Here is an 18,169-nt window from a genome sequence, read left to right as displayed (position 1 = left end):
TTAAAGGAGTGCCTGCTTGTAATTGTCCAGAGAAAAATCACATTTTTGTAAAGGCATTTAGCGAAAAGTCCCTGTTCAAACAGGGCTTGATTGACTATTAAGGGGATACCCCCAGAGAAAAATCAGGACGTCTCGACGCCTCGCCGGGAAGCTATGGCCGAAGCGGAGAGACCCAATGGAAACCAAAAAACAAGAGGTAAGAGCCGATGCGCCGACAACGTAAGGCGAAGATCATCGCAACCCTGGGGCCAGCGAGCTCTCATCCGGAAACTCTGGAAAAGATCGTAAGGGCGGGTGTTGATGTATTCCGGCTGAATTTCTCGCATGGTGAACATGCAGAGCATCAGGCGCGTTTTGAAACAATCCGTGAAGTCGAGGCCAAGCTTGGCCGTCCGATTGGCGTGCTGATGGATTTGCAGGGGCCAAAGATCCGCTGCGGTACCTTTGCCGACGAAAAGATCGAACTTGAAGCCGGTGCGACCTTCCATTTCGATATGGACAAGAAGCCGGGGGATAAAACCCGCGTTTCATTGCCCCATCCCGAAGTTTTTGCCGCACTCAAGCCCGGTGCGAACCTGTTGCTTGACGATGGCAAGCTGCGTATGCGGGTGGAAAAATGCGATAGCAAATCAGCCGAGTGCACCGTTATTACCGGTGGGCCGCTGTCGAACCGCAAGGGCGTTAACCTGCCCGACGTGATGCTGCCGATGTCGCCCCTGACCGACAAGGATCGTATTGATCTGGATTACGGTCTTGAGATGGGCGTTGATTTCGTCGCACTTTCATTCGTCCAGCGTCCCGAAGACGTTGCCGAGGCGCGCAAGATCATCAATGGTCGTGCGGCAATCGTTTCCAAACTGGAAAAGCCGCAGGCGATTGAGCATCTTGATGAAATCGTGGCACTTTCGGACATCATCATGGTCGCACGTGGTGATCTGGGTGTTGAATGCCCGCCGGAAGATGTTCCGATCCTGCAGAAACGCATCATCAAGGCGTGCCGCGAAGCTGGCAAGCCGGTGATTGTTGCGACCCAGATGCTGGATTCGATGGTCAGCAACCCGGCCCCGACCCGTGCCGAAGCATCCGACGTTGCGACCGCCATTTATGACGGTGCCGATGCGGTGATGCTGTCAGCCGAGAGTGCGGTGGGCAAATATCCGATTGAAACCGTCAGCATCATGGACCGGATCATGATCCGGGTGGAGCAGGACGAGCTTTATTATCGTCTGCGCGATGCCAACCGTCCGGATCCCGAGCATAATGCGCCGGATGCGATCAGTGCTGCGGCCCGTCAGGTTGCCGGAACGATTGGTGCCAAGGCGGTCGTGACTTATACCACGTCGGGTTCAACGTCGCTTCGTGCGGCGCGTGAACGCCCGGAAGTTCCCATCCTTGGACTGACGCCGAAAATCCAGACGGCACGCCGGATGACGTTGTGCTGGGGCGTGCATGCGGTCTTTACCCGTGATGCGACCAACTTTGCCGAGATGGTCGGCATTGCCTGCGAGGTGGCCAAACGTGAAGAGTTTGCGGCGGCTGGGGATTCGCTGGTGATTACCGCAGGTGTCCCGTTTGGGACCCCGGGGGCGACCAATATCCTGCGCATTGCGTGGTTGTCCGCGAAAAACTGATCAGACTATTGCGTGACGAAACGAGACGGGCGGCAACAAGCCGCCCGTTTTTTTGTGCGAGAGTTTCGCGATGTTTGAAATACCGGCCATACCGCCGGATAGTGGTTTGTATTGTTAATGTTTTTTTGAGTGTTTGCCGTGATAGTCAAAGTGTTCTGACCTGTATCCTTGGTATTTCCGAGAAGCGGTCATGACCATGAGTTTAAAAGGTTTTTGGCTCTTGTATTGTTGTTTGGGGTGGATTGCTTTGCTATAAGCGATCCAAGGCCAGATAAAAAATGTTGGCGTTGCAAGGGGTTGACGCCGATTTGCCGAAAGGCAGGGGACAGGGGAATTACTGCGATAATGCTGAACTGGATGTTCAATCGGCAGAAATCGAAGGATGACGGCGCGCTTGACGACAAGTCGGCGGCGAAACTTCGTGATCTGGCGGAAACGGTCCGGAGCATCGCGCCTGACGAGTTTGGCGCGACCGAACAGGCAAATTCGCGTGCCACCCGTATCCCGCGTAAAAAAGATTCCGATGGTCAACTGGCGCAAAGTGGCCTTGATTATGCCGCGCGCCTGTCGGCCGACCTTGCCGATGATGACGAAGATGAGGACGGCCAGCCGGATTTTGACAGCGACGTCCGCATGGATGTTGCGCGCCGCCTGCGCCGTCATCTGAATGATCTTAGCCCGTCCGAACGCCTTGATATGGTCGAGGAATTCGTAACGGCGATCGGCAATATGGCCGATTGTTATCGCCCGCAGGTCATTGCTCTGATCGAGCAGGAACTGAGCCATACACCTTATATGACACGCCAGGCCGCGATGCGTTTGCGTCAGGATATTGCGGCGATTGGCCGGGTGTCGCTTGGCGAATATGTCGAACTTTTAAGCGATGCCGATTTCCTTGATATTCTGCGTGGGCGCGGCGAGTTTGTGCAAACAGCCGCCGAGAAGCTGGAAGCCGAACAGGAGGCGGCGGCGCAGGCACGTCTGGCACGGGATCGTTCGGAAAAGGGCGGGTTGCTTAACCGGTTGCTGTCATCGGATGACGCGCCGCGCAATGTGGTGGCCCTGACCCCGAAATTCGGCAGCAGGAAAGAAGCCGCCAGCAAGACACCACATGATGAAATGGCGGATGGTCGCAACAAGATTTCCCGTCAGGCGCAGCGCCGTGTGGCGCATTTCATTCTGGCATCGTTGTTCGACACGCTGGTCGAACGCGGTCGCATGCGGGCCGAAGTGGCACGGGCCATGCGCCAATCAGTGCGCCAGCGTATTGAAAAAGCAAAGTTCGAGAGTCGCATTGTAAGCCGCACGGCACCGGTTCCGGTGGAACATGAGTTTGACGATGTGATGCATGACGATGCGGGCGAGCAGGGCGGACCGGTCGAGCCGGTCACCATTGATCATTACATTCTTGATGCGTTGTCGCGTAACGAAGACGCGCTGGTGGTTCAGAGCCTTGCGCATTATGCGCAGATGCCTGCTGCAATCGTTTCCAAAATCCTTGATTCGGGAAGTGCGCGCGCCATTACCGCCCTGGCCTGGCGCGCGGGTATGAGCGCCCCGTCGGCGGTTGTCCTTCAGATGAGCGCTGCGATCCCCGAAGACAGTATCGAGCGCCCGGCGGCGGGGGGCCGTTATGCCATGGCATCGACGGATATGGACTGGTATATCGATTTCTTTAACGAGCTTCAGCCTTCCGGACCGCGTGGTCGTGCGGCGGGTACGACGGCTGCGGCATCGCCGCACGGTTCCGAAAAGTCTGGTCGTACACGCCGCTTGCCGGATGAACGACCCCAGGGGCCGAAGGGAGAGTAAACGGGATGCGCAAGGATCTCGGAATCTCCTATGACGGGTTGAAATATGCCCTTTCCATCAAAGATAATTATCGCAGTGGCGAACCGCTGACCGTTACCGGGGCAGGGGCGCAGCAGCGGCTTCTGATGCCGGAGCATTTGCTGAGCAATGATCTGGCATTGATGCAGTATGATGATCCGCTGGCACTTGCGGTGATTGCAACCAAGGATCCGGAAAGCCCGATGGCATTGGCCGCCGCGATCCGTATGGGACCGCACGCCAAGTGCAAGGAACTTATTACCGGCGTTTTTGAAGTGGTGTCAGAAGCAACCAAGCATGAACTGGTGGCCGATTGTGCCAAGCTTCTGTCGCGGAATGCGTTCAGCCCGGAAGCGTTCCAGTTGGTGCGCAACCGCGCAAGCAACCATGTTGTCGAAATTCGCGAAGCCTATCGCCGGGCGATGGCGGGCAATTTGCGCGCGCTTCTGGATGGCAAGATGGCCGCGCGCGAATTTGTCGAGGAATTCATCGAACTGGCATCGCATGGCAATCTGCGGATTGATATCTATCGTCGTCTGGTGATGAAGCTGATGCGTTCCGACGCCGTGCGCCCAAGTGTTAAATTCATGCTTCTGGAGCGGCTTGATAAATTTCCGCAGATGGTCAAGCTGCAGATTGTTAACGAGGTTAACTCTGCGCCGGATACGCCGGAATACCAGACCCTGAAACAGGAACTGCGCTGGATCTACGAAAGCAAGGCGCGGGAAAAGACCACGCCAGAAGCACCGGAAACATCGAAAAACTGGTTTGGCGGTTCGTCACTTGATTACGGTGCCGCAGCAGGGCTTCAAAGCCGCAATGCGATCATCAAGCCCCAGCAGCCAACCCTGAAACGGCAAAGCGTTCCGTCGATGATGGCCAGTGGCGGGTTCAGTTCACGTGAAATTTCATCCTGGCTGAACTGATTTAAGCCAGACGTGCTGCAACACCCGGAAATGACTGTTCAGCCCGCCAGACGACTGGCGGGTTTTGTCGTTTCCGGGGGCTGCGTGGCCAGGCCTGCCTGATGTTCCAGATAAACCGTACAGACGACACGCAGAAGCGATGCGAAATTGGGAATATCGCCGCGCTGGCTGACAACTTCATCATGCAGTTTGCCAAGAAATTGCGGGGTGCTGAAGCCCTCGCCCGCGGCGATTTCATCAAGGATCTGCCAGAATCGCTGTTCAAGACGGACACTGGTTACAACGCCATTGATGCGCAAAGATCGACTGACGGACTGATAAAGTTCGGGATTGGTGCCGGAATAGATCTGACACATGATGACGACCTCTCCTGTTTTTGCCACCGACGATGGACGTCGGTGGCTGGTTACAGGGTCATGGTCCGGCAAACCGTGCCGAAAGGCAATCGCCGATTGTTCTAGAGGCTGATTTCAGTCCCAAGCAGGGTCAGGAAACCGGCCAGCCATTTCGGATGTGCCGGCCATGCCGGTGCGGTGACAAGATTACCGTCGATGCAGGCATCATCAATCGCGATTTCAGCATAAGTCCCACCGGCAAGGCGTACTTCGGGGGCGCAGGCCGGATAGGCAGATACACGGCGATCTTTGAGGATATCCGCCGCAGCAAGAATTTGCGCACCGTGGCAGACCGCGGCAATCGGTTTATCGGCATCGTTAAAGTCACGAACCAGACGGATGACATCCTCGTTCAAGCGCAGATATTCCGGAGCGCGCCCGCCGGGGATCAGAAGGGCATCATAGTCCTGCACCCGGGCTTTTTCGAAATCGGCATTCAGCGCAAAATTGTGCCCGCGCTTTTCGCTGTAGGTCTGATCGCCTTCGAAATCGTGAATGGCGGTCGCAATCGAATCACCAGCTTTTTTGTTGGGGCAGACGGCGTCAACCGAATGGCCAACGGCAAGCAGCGTCTGGAACGGAACCATGGTTTCGTAATCTTCGGCATAGTCGCCGACCAGCATCAGGATTTTTTTCGCTGACATTATTTTATCCTCCCGTTTGTTGTGATCCTGAAACTATAGATCATGGCGGGGATCAGCGGGTAACAGCGGGCTACTACGCGCGAAAACGGGCGAAACGGATTGCGTGAAACGAAAAAAGACGGCCCGGATGGGGCCGCCTTTGGCAGATCAAATTTTTATGACAAATCAGCTTTTGGTTGTTGTTGATTTGCTGGTGGCAGGCTTTTTGGCTGCGGCTGCCTTGGTTGCCGGTTTGGCCGCCGTGCTGCGCGCTGCGGGCTTTTTCGCCGGGGCGGACTTGGCAGGGGCAGCCTTGGCCGAAGCAGCTGTTGATGCTGTTTCGACACCTTCCTTGATATGAAGATCGCGTTGCGGGAAGGGAATCGAGAAACCGGCGGCTTCCAGTTCGGTTTTCGAGCGTCGGCTAAGATCCCAGAAGGCGGCCCAGAAGTCAGCCGTATTGGTCCAGCCGCGTGCCGTCAGATCGACAGAGCTTTCGCCAAGGTTGGCGACGAAGCTCATGGGTTCGGGGTCCTTTAGAACGCGCGGATCGCTTGCGACCAGATTTTTGAGGAAGTCGAGTGCGGCATCGACATCGTCGTCATAGGAAATACCAACCTTGATATCCAGACGACGGGTCGGGTTGCGCGAATAGTTTTTGATCGAGCTGTTCCAGATCTGCGAGTTCGGGGCCGACACATAGATACCGTCCGGCGTTTTAAACAGTGTGGTGAACAGGGTGATTTCGACCACGGTCCCGGAAACCGAACCGGCTTCGACAAATTCGTCGACTTTGATCGGGCGCAGGATAAGGATCATGACGCCAGCGGCAATGTTTGAAAGCGTGCCTTGCAGGGCCAGACCGATAGCAAGACCGGCGGCACCGAGTACGGCGATAATGCTTGCTGTCTGGACGCCGAAGTTCGACAGAACCGCGATCAGAACAAAGATCAGTATCAGATAGCGCACAATGCTTGCAGCAAGCGGCTTGATTGTAGAGTCGACGAATTTTGCGTTCTTCAGGGAATGGCGGACCAGGGCGGAGGCGCGACCAGCGACCCACCAGCCGACAATCAGAATAAGAACTGCACCCAGCAGGTCCATTCCGAAGCCCAGCGCAAATGCCTTCAGCATCTCGGCAATTGTCGCCATATCTGTTTCCATCATTTAAACCTCACTTGCTCAGATAATGTATGTGCTGCTAACATGGGTTGTAGTCTAAAGCCCACATACTAGCGTATGATGCTTCAGCATCGCAGGTTTAGGCGATCTTGAAAAGTGACCACAAAATACCACCTGAACCTAATGTTATGGAACTTTTCGTATTTTCGGTCGTTTAGAGACATAATATGACCATCATTGGTGATATTGTAGGTTACTGAATAACAACCTGAACTATAGGGGCAAAAACATGCAGCTTCGTCCGTCTTTTATCTGTGCTATCGGGGGCATCGCCCTTCTTAGCGCGTGTAGCAGTGTCGACAACTCGGGTACGGCCGTCATGTACGGTGGTAACCCGCTGACTTATGGCAACTCCGTCAACAGTGCCGTTACCGGTGCAGAGCCGACCACCGCGTTTGGCAAGGCACTTAAAGCCGAATACATCGCTTACGCACAGCGCGAAGCCGATGAATGGTACGATTTCTTCGACGCCGACTTCTTTGCTAAGAAAGCAGGCAAGGTCGCCGAAAACGAAACCATCCTTCCGGAAGATCCGGCCAACTGGCGTTTTGACGCCGAAGAAATCGCACAGAAGCGCGCCGTTCGTGATGAACTGATCGCTCTTCTTGACGATGGCAAGCGTGAAGCAAAACCGGATACAGCCGCAATTGCGCAGGCTCGTTTCGATTGCTGGATCGAAGAAAGCGAAGAAGGCTGGCAGACCGAACTGATCAGCCAGTGCTGGAAAGATTTTGAAGCCGCAATGACAGAATTGCGCGCAGAAGAGCCGAAAGAAATGGCACCGGCACCGGTTGCAGCCGCACCGCGCCTGTTCACCATCTTCTTCGACTTTGACAGCACCGCGATCACCCCGGTTTCCGAGCGTGTCCTTGATGCCGCTGCCGAGCAGTGGGCTTCGAGCATGAGCAACGTTACCGTTGTTGGTCACACCGATGCGTCTGGTTCGGCTTCGTATAACCAGGGTCTGTCGGAGCGTCGTGCTTCTTCGGCTCTGTCCGAACTGACCAAACGTGGTGTTAAAGGCGACATGGTTGACAGCGAAGCTGTTGGCGAGAGCGATCTGCTTATCCCGACTCCGGATGGTGTTCGTGAACCGCGTAACCGTCGCGTTACCATCTCGATCGACTAATCCGCGATCGTTTACCAAATCTTCGGCAACGGGGTGGCATGATGCCACCCCGTTGTTTTTTATGGATAGTCTATTAAATACAGAATCTATCCTGTGAATAACGGTTGAAATTGGACGCAATACACCTAATGTCTGCGGGGTATCCGAGCCGCGAAAGGGAGAGACGGGGGAAGATGATCAGAAATTTGTGCCGTTCATTGCGCGGTGCCGGTATCTGCGCGATGGCCGTTGTTATCATGGCCGGAAGTTTTGCCCGACCAGGGGCTGCTGCAGATAAAACGCCACCAGTACCATTTGAAAAGCTTTATGCCGCCGAGCGCGGTGACGGCAAGTATCTTCGTTTCAATGCCTTTTCGGGCGAAATTCCGGGCAAGCGGATCAAGGCACTTTTGCGGTCCGGTCAGGTCATCGGTGATCGCATCCTTCTTGCCGAGGACGTCGCGGTCTATTTCCCGGATGGTTATATCGTCCAGTCACAGGTTCGTTTTGGCAAATATATTCCGCGTCCCGGTCTGATTGCCGGTGCTGTTGCCAAACGTGATCATCTGATCGAAAACCCGCGCTATGCGCTTGTCGGGCAGTTTGACCAGATTCTTGGCAAGGAATGCGCCCGTACCGAATATGCCAATGGCTTTGCTGCGCTCCGGATCAAGTCAGATGGCGTGATGTCGCTGGTGATGGAAACGTCGGGACTTTATGACCCGCTGGTGGACGAAGCGACGACAACCTACACGGTGACCAGTGCCGTGCAGCCGGATTTCATCGGCAATCAGGGGCTGGTTCCCGATTTGATGAAAATGTGCGGGCGCGGCTGATTTCGGTCTGCTTGGTATGAAATGAAAGGCACCGCCATTTACGCGGTGCCTTTTGTGTTTTTGGCGTCGGTCCGGCGGGCCGTGTCAGGCGACTTTCCAGTCCGGAGCGAAAAGACGGGGGATTTCGATTGCCGGGCAACGGTTCATCACGACATCAAGCCCGGCATCCTGCGCGCGGGTGGCACCACTGATGTTGATGACGCCAAGCTGCATCCAAACGGATTTGGCACCAATCGCAATGGCCTCGTCAATCACACCACCGGCATCCTCGCTATTGCGGAAGATATCGACCATATCGACCGGCTCATTGATATCGGCAAGGGTTGCAAAGACCCTTTGGCCGTGAATTTCACCGCCGGCCTGACCGGGATTGACCGGAATGACGTGATAGCCGCGCGATAAAAGGAACTTCATCACACCGTTTGACGGGCGTTCGGCTTTCGGGCTGGCGCCGACCAGCGCAATTGTCTTGGTACGTTCAAGCAATGCCTGCGTGGCATTGTCGTCGGGATTTTTGAAATCGCTCATGTCATCTGCCTTTGGTTTGCGATGCGGCATCGTTATGTCTGTATGATACATAAGGTTTTGATCTGCTGCTGCAATCTTCTGGCGTCGGGATTATGTGATGCCGCGACGCTCGCAGAAAGTTGATGGCAAATTTAACTGACGGATTGAACGAAACAGGGTTGAGTAAGGATATATTGCCCATTACCCAAAACACCAAAGGTATCCCGCATGTTTCCATGGCTTGATCCGTCCGGCAGATTTTCGGTTTTTAAGCTGACCGTGTTTGTGCTGCTGCTTGTGCCGGGCTGTTTCATTCTCTGGCCGGTGATTGCCGAAGGCGGGGCGACCATTCCGGTCAAGGAAGCGATCCTTGAAAGCGGCGATTGGGCGATCAGGATGTTGCTGATCTCGCTTCTGATCACGCCGCTTCGCCGGATTACACGTGCCAGCAAGCTTGTCCAAATTCGCCGTCAGGTTGGTTTGGCGGCGTTGGGATATGCCTTAACCCATCTGTTGTTATATACGCTGAGCCAGTCATGGGATGTGCTGCGCGTGGCTAATGAAATTCTGGTACGGATTTACCTGACCATTGGCTTTGTCGCGCTGACGGGGCTTGTCATTCTTGGGATGACATCGACCAAATCAGCCATGCGCAAGCTTGGCAGGAACTGGACCCGGTTGCACAAGATCAGTTATGGCATTGGCGTGTTGGCGGCCCTGCATTTCTTTATGCAGTCAAAGATCGATGTCAGCGAAGCGACCCTGATGTCGGGATTTTTTGTTGCACTTATGCTGTATCGTGCGGCCCATGCGCGCGACTGGTCGCTGCGATCACCGTTCGTTCTGGTCTCAATCGCGGTTCTGGCCGGGCTGGCAACCGCAGGGATTGAATATGCGTGGTATGGGCTTGCGACCGGTGTGCCGCCGTCGGCCGTTCTGGTCGCCAATCTGGATTTCATGTGGCCGTTGCGACCGGCATGGAATGTGTTGCTGTGCGGATTGGGTGTCGCGGTGATCAGCCTGTTCGGGCGTGATGCGATCGGCCGTGAATGGCTGGGCCAGATCGCATCGACCCTGTTCGTCAGACCGCAGCGTTCGCGCGGCGGGTAAGGGCGGTCAGAAGGCCCGCACCGATCATGACGGCACCGCCTGCACGGGTCAGGCGCAACATCGCGGTCGGTTTGCGGAATTTTTCGCGCAGGGCACCGGCCATGATTGCCCAGATCGCAACATTGACCGCCGCCAGCGAGACAAAGGTCGCGATCATAATCACGAATTGCGGCAATATGGGCATTGAGGCATTGACGAATTGCGGCACAAAGGCAATGAAGAACACGATGCCTTTGGGGTTTAAGGCCGTCACGATATAGGCCTGCAGGAACATGCGTGACGGTCGGTTGCGTTTGGCATCCGGGTTATCTTCCAGTGCGCCCGGTTTTTCGCGCCACATCTTGATGCCAAGATAAATCAGATATCCCGCGCCGCATAATTTCAGCACCGTAAACGCATTTGCCGATGCCGCCAGCAACGCACCGGCACCGGCCAGCGAAACCGTCATCGCGGTCAGGTCGCCCAGCGCAACACCCGGAACCGTCGCCCATGCGGTCTGGCGGCCCTTGCCAAGGGCATAGCTGACCACCAGCATGATGGTCGGACCGGGAATGGCCAGCACGATTGAGCAGGCCAGAACGAAGGTAAGCCAGATTTCCAAATTCATCATTCCCCTCCTTCGGGTGATTTTCGGCAATTATCAAGCCAGAGCCGACGGGGGAAGTCGAGGGCAAAGTAAGGGGCGATATCGCGCCTATTCGTGTCGCCATTCCGGATGGCGTTTTTCAACGAATGCGCCGATCCCTTCGCGGGCATCGTGTTTTTGCATGTTGTCGGTCATCACCCCGGATGCATAGGCATAAGCGTCGGACAATGGCATTTCGAGCTGGCGATAGAATGCTTCCTTGCCCAGTTTTACCGTCATGCCCGAACGTGATGCGATGCGTTTGGCAAGGTCGTCAGTTGCGGTGATCAGGTCGTCATCTTCGACGACATCGGAAATCAGTCCCATCTGCCACGCGGTTTGGGCATCAATCGGGTCACCGGTCAACAGCATGCGCATGGCATGTTTGCGCGATACATTGCGGCTGAGTGCGACCATCGGGGTCGAACAGAACAGCCCGATATTGACGCCGGGTGTGGCAAATTTTGCAAATGTTCCGGCAACGGCAAGATCGCAGCTTGCCACCAGTTGGCAACCAGCCGCGGTCGCCACGGCATGAACGCGTGCGATCACCGGCTGGGGCAGGGTGACAATCCGCATCATCAGCGCGCTGCATTGGGAAAACAGGGCCGCATGGCCGTCGCAGGTGGAAATGCCGTTCATTTCCTTAAGGTCATGACCGGCACAAAAAGCCGGACCGTTTGCCGCAAGGATCACACAGCGAATGGCAGGATCGCCTGCGATCTGATCCAATGCCGTGTGCAGAGCCGCCATCATCGCCCCGGAAAGGGCATTGCGGCTTTTGGCGGCATTCAGGGTCAGGGTTGCGACCGGACCCTCGTCTTTGCGCAGGACAAGGCTGGTTTCATCTGTGTGGCTGTTGGGCGAGTTTCTGGTCATTTATGCCTCCCTGTGATGGCGCGCACTGTATGTTTTTTACTTTTACGTCAATATACTGTCGTTGTAGAATTTCACGTCCCGGTTTTGTTGGAAACCAAAAATACCACAATAATGATCCTGACCTGTGGGGCGGTCCCGTTTATGGGCAGTGGGAAATGACCGACGACGAAAAACGTAAACCACAGCGGGCTCCTGGTCGTTTTGTCACGACCAAGGAAATCGTTAAAAAGCGCCAGCCGGTTTCGCCGGTCGCCAAGACGAAAATGAAACGCTATGACCGCAAGGAGGCCATAGACTGGGACATGGAGCGTCAGCGCGCCGAGGCACGCGCCCGGTTGTTAAGCCGCGGGTTTGACGTTCCCGAAATCCTTCAGCCCCGCCGACCGGAAAAGGATCCGGATAACCCGGATGTCAGCGCCCTTGATCCCGATATGGCGCGTGATATTTCCGGGACGGCAATGGCGGGACCGAAACCCGCCGCGCCGAAAAAGATAAAGCCGGTTACCGCAAATGATCTGCGCAGTACCGGTAAACCGGGCGACAGGCCGAAACCCAATCGTCACGTCCTTGCCGGAAATGCAGCCCTGTATCAGGCCCAGCCCAATGGGGCGCAGACAAATGCCGCGCAGGAAGACCCGCGGGGCGGGGATGACGGGACAGGAAGTGCGTATAAGGAATATCTGGAAAGTCTGGGCGATGGGGCGCAAGCCGGTCTGGATATGCATAACGATATTGCCGGTCGAGTAGATGATCTGAAATCCACATCGCGCAATGGATCTGGCAATATCGATCTGCCTGATAACAGTGCAAACTGGCTTAGTCAGGAAGAAGCCCGACGACTTAATGCCGGTATTGTATCGCCGGCGCATTCGGCACGCGTGGGCGGCAGGAAAGCCGCCAAGCAGCGCCGGGCTAACAAAAAGGCAACGGAACGCAGAAATGCTTTGGCGCTTGATAAAGTCCTGCCCAAGCTGGGTGCATATATGGTTGCAGCCATTGCTGTCGGCTATGTTCTGGTACTGGTTTATACCGAGCTTGGCAAATTGATCAGCGGATAGCGTAAAGGCAATCCAGGATAGAATATCAATTTCTGAACTTTGCCTCAAACCTGCCTAAATGTGGGGACTATTATACCGTGTTGCACGCTGAAGCGTGTGACAGGGGATTTTATGATTCGTAATTATGCGTAATGGGGAGAGTGCAAGACGAGGGGGGCCCTGTATTGGCTGGCAAGGTATGCCGGGTTAAGGCAGGGTTGCTGGAATGTGACATTAACCCTTGTTGCAGGAGACGGCGGAGGTAGCGCCGTAGTCGCCATGAAAAGTGACGTAAAAGGTCAGGAAGACCGCCACCCGGTTTACCTTCCGGAAAACCGGTATCACTGGGCGTCCAACGATGAAGTGGACAAGCCCACAGTTATCCTGCGTGGTCCGGTCAGGCCAAGATTTAAACGTCCCACATCCGATATCAGTTCCAATTTCGATCTGAATGACTGGTTGCGGAAAAAATTACCGCGCGCCAGTGCATCCCTGATTGTCAGTATCGTAATTGCGAGTGTGATCCTCGCGACCTATTCAGAACTTGCTGTTCTGTTATCACGATGATGGCACGCATATCAGGGGTGGATCGCGCGGTGCCAGCGCGTCTGGTGTCGGCCGGTGTTCGCCGTCGGGCGCACATGCAGGGCATGGATAATCCCCAGTCAGATGGTAATATGTCGGGGGTGCAGGACCCGATTGATCCTAACCCGGATCAGGATGCCCGCGACAGTGATCCACGCGAAAGCGGGGAGCAGCCCAAAAAAACAAATCCCAGTATCGCAGCGACCGAAACGATATCCGAAGACGTTAAACCGTTTGCTGATTTCATTTCGATCCTGACGCCCTTTGGGTACCGCTCCGTTGCCCAAGATGGTGACGACACGATGCATTCCAAGCTCCCACAAACCCGGCCAGCTGTGTTTTCCGAAGCCTTGCCGGGGCATCCACGAGAAATTCCTGTTCATGCAAATGCGCTCAGGCCGACTGCATTGTCTGAGGCTGCCGTGAAGCGGCGTGGAGTGGAAAAGTGGTTACCCAATATCGGATCCTTCCTGATTACGGTCATTGTGATTCTGGCCGTGATCTGGATAACGGTGATCGAGCTTTCGTCAATTCTTGGCGGGTAGGAGAGGGGATTTTCGGGGGCGTTTCTATGCGGCACCGGTTGTGATCATCAAGGGGGCTGGTTCGAAAATATTGACGTTAACGTAAACGTTATGTCAGGCTGTGTGCAAAGGGAACAGCGCCACCAAAGGCAAGGGTGGCGACAGGGAGGAACCCGCAATGACAGCCATGCCACCCCGCACGGGCATAACGCCTGCTGATTTTGATGTGATCATGCGCGAGAAAGTTCCGTTCGTCGGGGATATGAACGTACGAACCGAAGAACTTTCGGGGGGGCGTGCCCTGTTACGTCTGCCGTTCAATGAACGGCATATCCGGCCGGGCAATGTGATTTGTGGCCCGGCAATCTTTGGATTGGCCGATATTGCGCTTTATGCGGTGGCGTGGCTTGTGGTACCCAAGGCCGATCTGGCGGTGACGACCGAGGCGACGGTGCATTTCCTTTCCGGGGCGAAGCCGGGTGATTTGCTGGCAGAGGGGAAAATCCTCAAAGCCGGAAAGCGTCTTCTGATTGCGGAATGCCATATCCGCTCAGTTGTTGATGGCGCACTTTGTGCACATGTCATCGGGACCTATGCCATGCCGCCGGAAAAGGGGGCGGAGCCGAAACCGGTATGAAAATGATGAAAATCAGTGTGGTAAAATAATACCTATTGATTTAAGTCGTTGAAATTCAACGAAATATTCCTGTTGCTTTCCTGTTTAATGCTGGCATACTGCGCCGACTTTCAACGAGGGGCGATTCCCTCCGTGGAACCCAGTTTTCGAGTATTAAATTATGAAAACCTTCACTGCGACACCGAGTGACATCGAGCGCAAATGGTTTGTAGTCGACGCAGAAGACGTCGTACTCGGCCGTCTTGCTGCCGTTGTTGCCAACCGTCTTCGTGGTAAACACAAAGCGATGTTTACCCCGCACATGGATTGTGGCGATCACATCGTCATCGTCAATGCCGAAAAAGTCAAACTGACCGGCCGTAAACTTCAGAACAAGAAGTTCTACTGGCACACCGGTTATCCGGGCGGCATCAAAGAACGCACCATGGACAAGCTGCTGAATGGCGAGCATCCGGAACGTGTGATCATCAAAGCTGTCGAGCGTATGATGTCCCGTGGTCCGCTGCGCAGCCAGGTTCTTTCCAAGCTGCACGTCTATGCCGGTACCGAGCATCCGCATGATGCACAGAAGCCGGAAGTTCTCGATCTTGCCGCAATGAACGACAAGAATAAGCGGAGTGCTAAGTAATGGCCGACACCAAAACTCTTGAAGATCTCAAAGATCTGGCACAGGGCGGTGAAGCTGCTGCTGCAGAAGGCACCCTGCCGGAACCGAAGATCGACGCACAGGGCCGTTCCTATGCAACCGGTCGTCGTAAGAACGCAATTGCACGCGTCTGGATCAAGCCGGGCTCGGGTAAAGTCACCGTCAATGGCCGCGAATTCGAAGATTACTTCGCACGTCCGGTTCTGCGCATGGTGATCAACCAGCCGTTCGGCGTTGCCAATCGTAAAGATCAGTTCGACGTCGTTTGCACCGTTACCGGTGGTGGTCTTTCCGGTCAGGCCGGTGCCGTTCGTCACGGTATCTCGCGCGCGCTGACCCTGTTCGAGCCGGCACTGCGTCCGTCGCTCAAGGCAGGTGGCTTCCTGACCCGTGACTCCCGTGCTGTTGAACGTAAGAAATACGGTCGCGCCAAAGCACGTCGTAGCTTCCAGTTCTCGAAACGTTAAGTCGTTTTCGGGCATCAGGCTCGCGATTTTATCGGGAAAGCGCCACCTTCTGGTGGCGCTTTTTCTTTTTGCGGGTTTGCTTTTTTCTGTGGGAAAAGCGAACAAAAAAACGGTGCCTTCACCAGTGAAGGGCACCGTTTTTGTTTCGCGTTTAACGGCTGAATAGTCTCGGTCGCGTTATTGCCAGCGATCCGAGAAATCGCGCGGGATCATCAGAATATCGCGATCCACCTTGGTCACGTCAGTATGGCCGCAAAGCGCCATCGAAACTTCAAGTTCCTTGTGAATGATCTCAAGCGCCTTGGTCACACCGGTTTCGCCCATTGCGCCCAGACCATAAACATAAGCGCGCCCGATATAGGTGCCCTTGGCGCCCAGTGCCAGTGCTTTCAGCACATCCTGACCGGAACGGATCCCGCTATCCAGATGGACCTCGATCTTGTCACCGACGGCATCCATGATGGCTGGCAATGCACGGATTGAGGACAGGGCGCCATCAAGCTGGCGTCCGCCATGGTTGGAAACAATGATGGCATCTGCGCCAACGTTAAGTGCTTCCAGGGCATCACGCGGATCAATGATCCCCTTGATGATCAAGGGCCCATCCCACATTTTGCGGAACTCGCGAATACGGTCCCAATCAAGTGATTCATCGAACGCTTCGGCGGTCCAGGTGCTTAGTGATGAGGGGTCGCCAACCCCCTTGGCATGGCCGACGATGTTCCCAAAGAAGCGGCGCTTGGTGCCAAGCATGCCCAGCCCCCACTGTACTTTTGTCATCATGTTGGCGACGGATTTGACGGTCAACTTGGGCGGGGCCGACAGACCGTTCTTCAGATCCTTGTGGCGTTGGCCCAGCATCTGAAGGTCCACGGTGATGACCGCGGCAGAGCATTTGGCTGCCTTCGCCCGATCAAACAGGCGCTTCATGAAGTCATCGTCCTTGAGCGTATAAACCTGCAACCAGAAGGGCTTGGAGGTGTTCTCGGCAACATCTTCGATCGAACAGATCGACATGGTCGACAATGTGTACGGGACACCAAACTTCTCCGCCGCGCGGGCAGCCTTGATTTCGCCGTCTGCGCATTGCATGCCGGTCAGTCCCACCGGGGCAAGGGCGACAGGCATGGCGACATCCTGACCGATCATCCGGCTTTTGGTCGAGCGCCCGGCCATGTCGATTGCGACCCGCTGACGCAGGTGAATATCCTGAAAGTCGGTGGTGTTTTCACGGAATGTTTGCTCGGTCCAGCTTCCGGATTCTGCGTAATCGTAAAACATGCGCGGTGCGCGACGTTTATAGATACGTTTCAGGTCTTCGACGCAGGTAATCACTGGCATGAGGTCAACTCCGAATAAAATGCGCTCGGTAATGGTAATACCAGTTTCGGAGGTTATCGCAAACCGAATTGAAAATCAGCTTCTTGCAGGGCTCAAATTGTTTCCGTATTCCGGAAGCAGGGTGATGTTGTGGTCGGAAAAGAATTTTAAAAAGAAGGATCGAAAATTCGGAAGGTTGTGATAATAACAATCCATCGAAGAGACATTTTTTGAATTCAAGGTGACATCCAATGGTTGGAACAATGCGACGAGCTTTCAAGACATAAGTGTTTGAACCTCTGTTGGATTACCTTGCGATATGTGAAGGGCCGCTAATGGAGCGGTCTTTTTTTATGCCAATTCGGAAGGTTGGCAATTACCTGAAGCCCAAAGAAAGGGACCCCCGATATGCAGTACAGAAAGCTGCACGACACCGATTTTGATGCCGCAACCGCATTCCTTGCCAAACATGCTGCGACTTGCATGGTGCTGCGCGGGAACCTGCGAGCTGCCGGTATCGAGCGACGTCGTCACCCGCTTTCTGGGAACTGGTTCGGGGAAGTTGCCCCTGATGGTGGCATCAGCGCGATTGTCGCGCAGTTTGGCAATGGTAAGGTGTTTGTTGAGGTTGGCGATCAGAAGGCTATCCCCAAGGGGTTGACTGCGGCGTTTATTGCCGATCCACTCAAGCCGGTTTCTGGTGTGTTTGGTGATGCCGACGCAGCGCAGGATATGCTGTGCCAGTTGGGGCTTGAGGACGCGGCCTACGCGATCAACGTATCGGATGTGCTTTACGAGCTTGATCTCAGCAATTTGATCGTGCCACAAAATGCACGCGCTGACGATTTTCAGATGGTCGATGCGGAAAAGATTGACCGCAATACCCTGTTGCGCTGGTTGCGCGCCTACGAGATCGAGGCATTGGGGGCAGAAGACACACCAAGCCTTGATAGTAAAATTGCTTCGCGCCTTGTCCATGCACTTGATGCAAGAACAATGTGGGGCCTGATCGTTGATGGCAAGAGCGTGTCGCTTTCAGGCTTCAACGCGATCGTGCCCGACATGGTGCAAGTCGGCCCCGTCTGGACCCCGCCAGAGGAGCGCTCCAACGGTTATGCCCGTATTCTTGTTGCCAAAACGCTTTTGGCTGTGCGGGCGAGGGGCGTTAAACGTGCTATTCTGTCAACCGATAGTGACCCGGCCGCGAAGGCCTATGAAGCGCTTGGGTTTGAGAAGGTCGGGCGGTATCGGTTGGCGTTGTTGAAGTGAGTATTGATGTGTTCAGCGAGCCTGCTTCGGAA

The 18,169-nt window shown here is 55.0% G+C and carries 20 protein-coding genes; 13 read left to right on the top strand and 7 right to left on the bottom strand.

The features are described 5' to 3' along the window. The first annotated feature begins 206 nt into the window (after positions 1-206). From pyk to BC440_RS22020, 3 genes are all read left to right on the top strand, one after another. Positions 207-1,631, top strand: coding sequence for a pyruvate kinase (gene pyk, locus BC440_RS22030; RefSeq protein ID WP_007091652.1), 1,425 nt, complete (start codon positions 207-209; stop codon positions 1,629-1,631). Between the two features lie 345 nt (positions 1,632-1,976). After that, on the top strand, positions 1,977-3,443 hold the full coding sequence (locus BC440_RS22025) for a DUF2336 domain-containing protein (RefSeq protein ID WP_071241409.1): 1,467 nt from the start codon (positions 1,977-1,979) through the stop codon (positions 3,441-3,443). A 5-nt stretch (positions 3,444-3,448) separates the two neighbouring features. Then, positions 3,449-4,387 (top strand): hypothetical protein, encoded by a 939-nt coding sequence (locus BC440_RS22020; protein ID WP_007091650.1) that lies wholly within the window; start codon positions 3,449-3,451, stop codon positions 4,385-4,387. 38 nt (positions 4,388-4,425) lie between these two features. On the opposite strand, the gene BC440_RS22015 is transcribed toward BC440_RS22020, so the two are convergent. The 3 genes from BC440_RS22015 to BC440_RS22005 all read right to left on the bottom strand — a co-directional run bounded on the left by BC440_RS22015 (position 4,426) and on the right by BC440_RS22005 (position 6,572). Further along, on the bottom strand, positions 4,426-4,743 hold the full coding sequence (locus BC440_RS22015) for a ribbon-helix-helix domain-containing protein (RefSeq protein WP_071241408.1): 318 nt from the start codon (positions 4,741-4,743) through the stop codon (positions 4,426-4,428). A 101-nt stretch (positions 4,744-4,844) separates the two neighbouring features. After that, the gene (locus tag BC440_RS22010; protein ID WP_037987738.1) at positions 4,845-5,426 is read right to left on the bottom strand and encodes a DJ-1/PfpI family protein; all 582 of its coding nucleotides are present in this window, start codon (positions 5,424-5,426) and stop codon (positions 4,845-4,847) included. Between the two features lie 165 nt (positions 5,427-5,591). Then, positions 5,592-6,572 carry a mechanosensitive ion channel domain-containing protein gene (locus BC440_RS22005; protein ID WP_247643643.1) on the bottom strand — a complete coding sequence of 327 codons (981 nt, stop codon included), beginning with the start codon at positions 6,570-6,572 and terminating at the stop codon, positions 5,592-5,594. Positions 6,573-6,816: 244 nt separating this feature from the next. On the opposite strand from BC440_RS22005, the gene BC440_RS22000 reads away from it, so the two are divergent. Both BC440_RS22000 and BC440_RS21995 read left to right on the top strand, forming a co-directional pair. Further along, positions 6,817-7,716: an OmpA family protein gene (locus BC440_RS22000; RefSeq protein ID WP_071241406.1), complete on the top strand. Its 900-nt coding sequence runs from the start codon at positions 6,817-6,819 to the stop codon at positions 7,714-7,716. 173 nt (positions 7,717-7,889) lie between these two features. Next, entirely contained in the window at positions 7,890-8,531 is a 642-nt protein-coding gene (locus BC440_RS21995; protein WP_007091645.1) for a hypothetical protein, read from the top strand. An 84-nt stretch (positions 8,532-8,615) separates the two neighbouring features. On the opposite strand, the gene BC440_RS21990 is transcribed toward BC440_RS21995, so the two are convergent. Beyond that, the gene (locus BC440_RS21990; protein ID WP_071241452.1) at positions 8,616-9,059 is read right to left on the bottom strand and encodes a CoA-binding protein; all 444 of its coding nucleotides are present in this window, start codon (positions 9,057-9,059) and stop codon (positions 8,616-8,618) included. A 207-nt stretch (positions 9,060-9,266) separates the two neighbouring features. Here BC440_RS21990 and BC440_RS21985 point away from each other — a divergent pair, with 207 nt between their 5' ends. Continuing rightward, positions 9,267-10,148: a protein-methionine-sulfoxide reductase heme-binding subunit MsrQ gene (locus tag BC440_RS21985; RefSeq protein ID WP_071241405.1), complete on the top strand. Its 882-nt coding sequence runs from the start codon at positions 9,267-9,269 to the stop codon at positions 10,146-10,148. On the opposite strand, the gene BC440_RS21980 is transcribed toward BC440_RS21985, so the two are convergent. After that, the gene (locus BC440_RS21980) at positions 10,120-10,755 is read right to left on the bottom strand and encodes a LysE family translocator (protein WP_071241404.1); all 636 of its coding nucleotides are present in this window, start codon (positions 10,753-10,755) and stop codon (positions 10,120-10,122) included. The genes BC440_RS21985 and BC440_RS21980 overlap by 29 nt on opposite strands. Before the next feature lie 87 nt (positions 10,756-10,842). Next, positions 10,843-11,652 carry an enoyl-CoA hydratase gene (locus BC440_RS21975; protein WP_007091641.1) on the bottom strand — a complete coding sequence of 270 codons (810 nt, stop codon included), beginning with the start codon at positions 11,650-11,652 and terminating at the stop codon, positions 10,843-10,845. Between the two features lie 155 nt (positions 11,653-11,807). On the opposite strand from BC440_RS21975, the gene BC440_RS21970 reads away from it, so the two are divergent. The 6 genes from BC440_RS21970 (at position 11,808) to rpsI (ending at position 15,548) form a co-directional block, all read left to right on the top strand. After that, the gene (locus BC440_RS21970; protein ID WP_071241403.1) at positions 11,808-12,710 is read left to right on the top strand and encodes a hypothetical protein; all 903 of its coding nucleotides are present in this window, start codon (positions 11,808-11,810) and stop codon (positions 12,708-12,710) included. Positions 12,711-12,968: 258 nt separating this feature from the next. Continuing rightward, a complete protein-coding gene (locus BC440_RS21965) occupies positions 12,969-13,256 on the top strand; it encodes a hypothetical protein (RefSeq protein ID WP_071241402.1) in 288 nt (95 codons plus the stop codon). Between the two features lie 29 nt (positions 13,257-13,285). After that, positions 13,286-13,819 carry a hypothetical protein gene (locus BC440_RS21960; RefSeq protein ID WP_139192174.1) on the top strand — a complete coding sequence of 178 codons (534 nt, stop codon included), beginning with the start codon at positions 13,286-13,288 and terminating at the stop codon, positions 13,817-13,819. Positions 13,820-13,976: 157 nt separating this feature from the next. Continuing rightward, positions 13,977-14,435: a PaaI family thioesterase gene (locus tag BC440_RS21955; protein ID WP_071241400.1), complete on the top strand. Its 459-nt coding sequence runs from the start codon at positions 13,977-13,979 to the stop codon at positions 14,433-14,435. 160 nt (positions 14,436-14,595) lie between these two features. After that, a complete protein-coding gene (gene rplM / locus BC440_RS21950) occupies positions 14,596-15,063 on the top strand; it encodes a 50S ribosomal protein L13 (RefSeq protein ID WP_007091636.1) in 468 nt (155 codons plus the stop codon). After that, a complete protein-coding gene (gene rpsI / locus BC440_RS21945) occupies positions 15,063-15,548 on the top strand; it encodes a 30S ribosomal protein S9 (protein WP_007091635.1) in 486 nt (161 codons plus the stop codon). Before rplM ends, rpsI begins: the two co-directional genes overlap by 1 nt. Before the next feature lie 177 nt (positions 15,549-15,725). On the opposite strand, the gene BC440_RS21940 is transcribed toward rpsI, so the two are convergent. Continuing rightward, positions 15,726-16,889, bottom strand: a complete 1,164-nt coding sequence (locus tag BC440_RS21940; protein ID WP_071241399.1) for an alpha-hydroxy acid oxidase — start codon at positions 16,887-16,889, stop codon at positions 15,726-15,728. A 387-nt stretch (positions 16,890-17,276) separates the two neighbouring features. On the opposite strand from BC440_RS21940, the gene BC440_RS21930 reads away from it, so the two are divergent. Next, positions 17,277-18,137: a GNAT family N-acetyltransferase gene (locus tag BC440_RS21930; protein ID WP_071241397.1), complete on the top strand. Its 861-nt coding sequence runs from the start codon at positions 17,277-17,279 to the stop codon at positions 18,135-18,137. The last annotated feature ends 32 nt before the right edge of the window (positions 18,138-18,169 follow it).

This window comes from Thalassospira sp. MIT1004 (genome assembly GCF_001858545.1).
Lineage (GTDB): Bacteria > Pseudomonadota > Alphaproteobacteria > Rhodospirillales > Thalassospiraceae > Thalassospira > Thalassospira xiamenensis.
The sequence above is the reverse complement of the archived record's forward strand: the minus strand, read 5'-3'. Positions and strand labels throughout refer to the sequence as shown.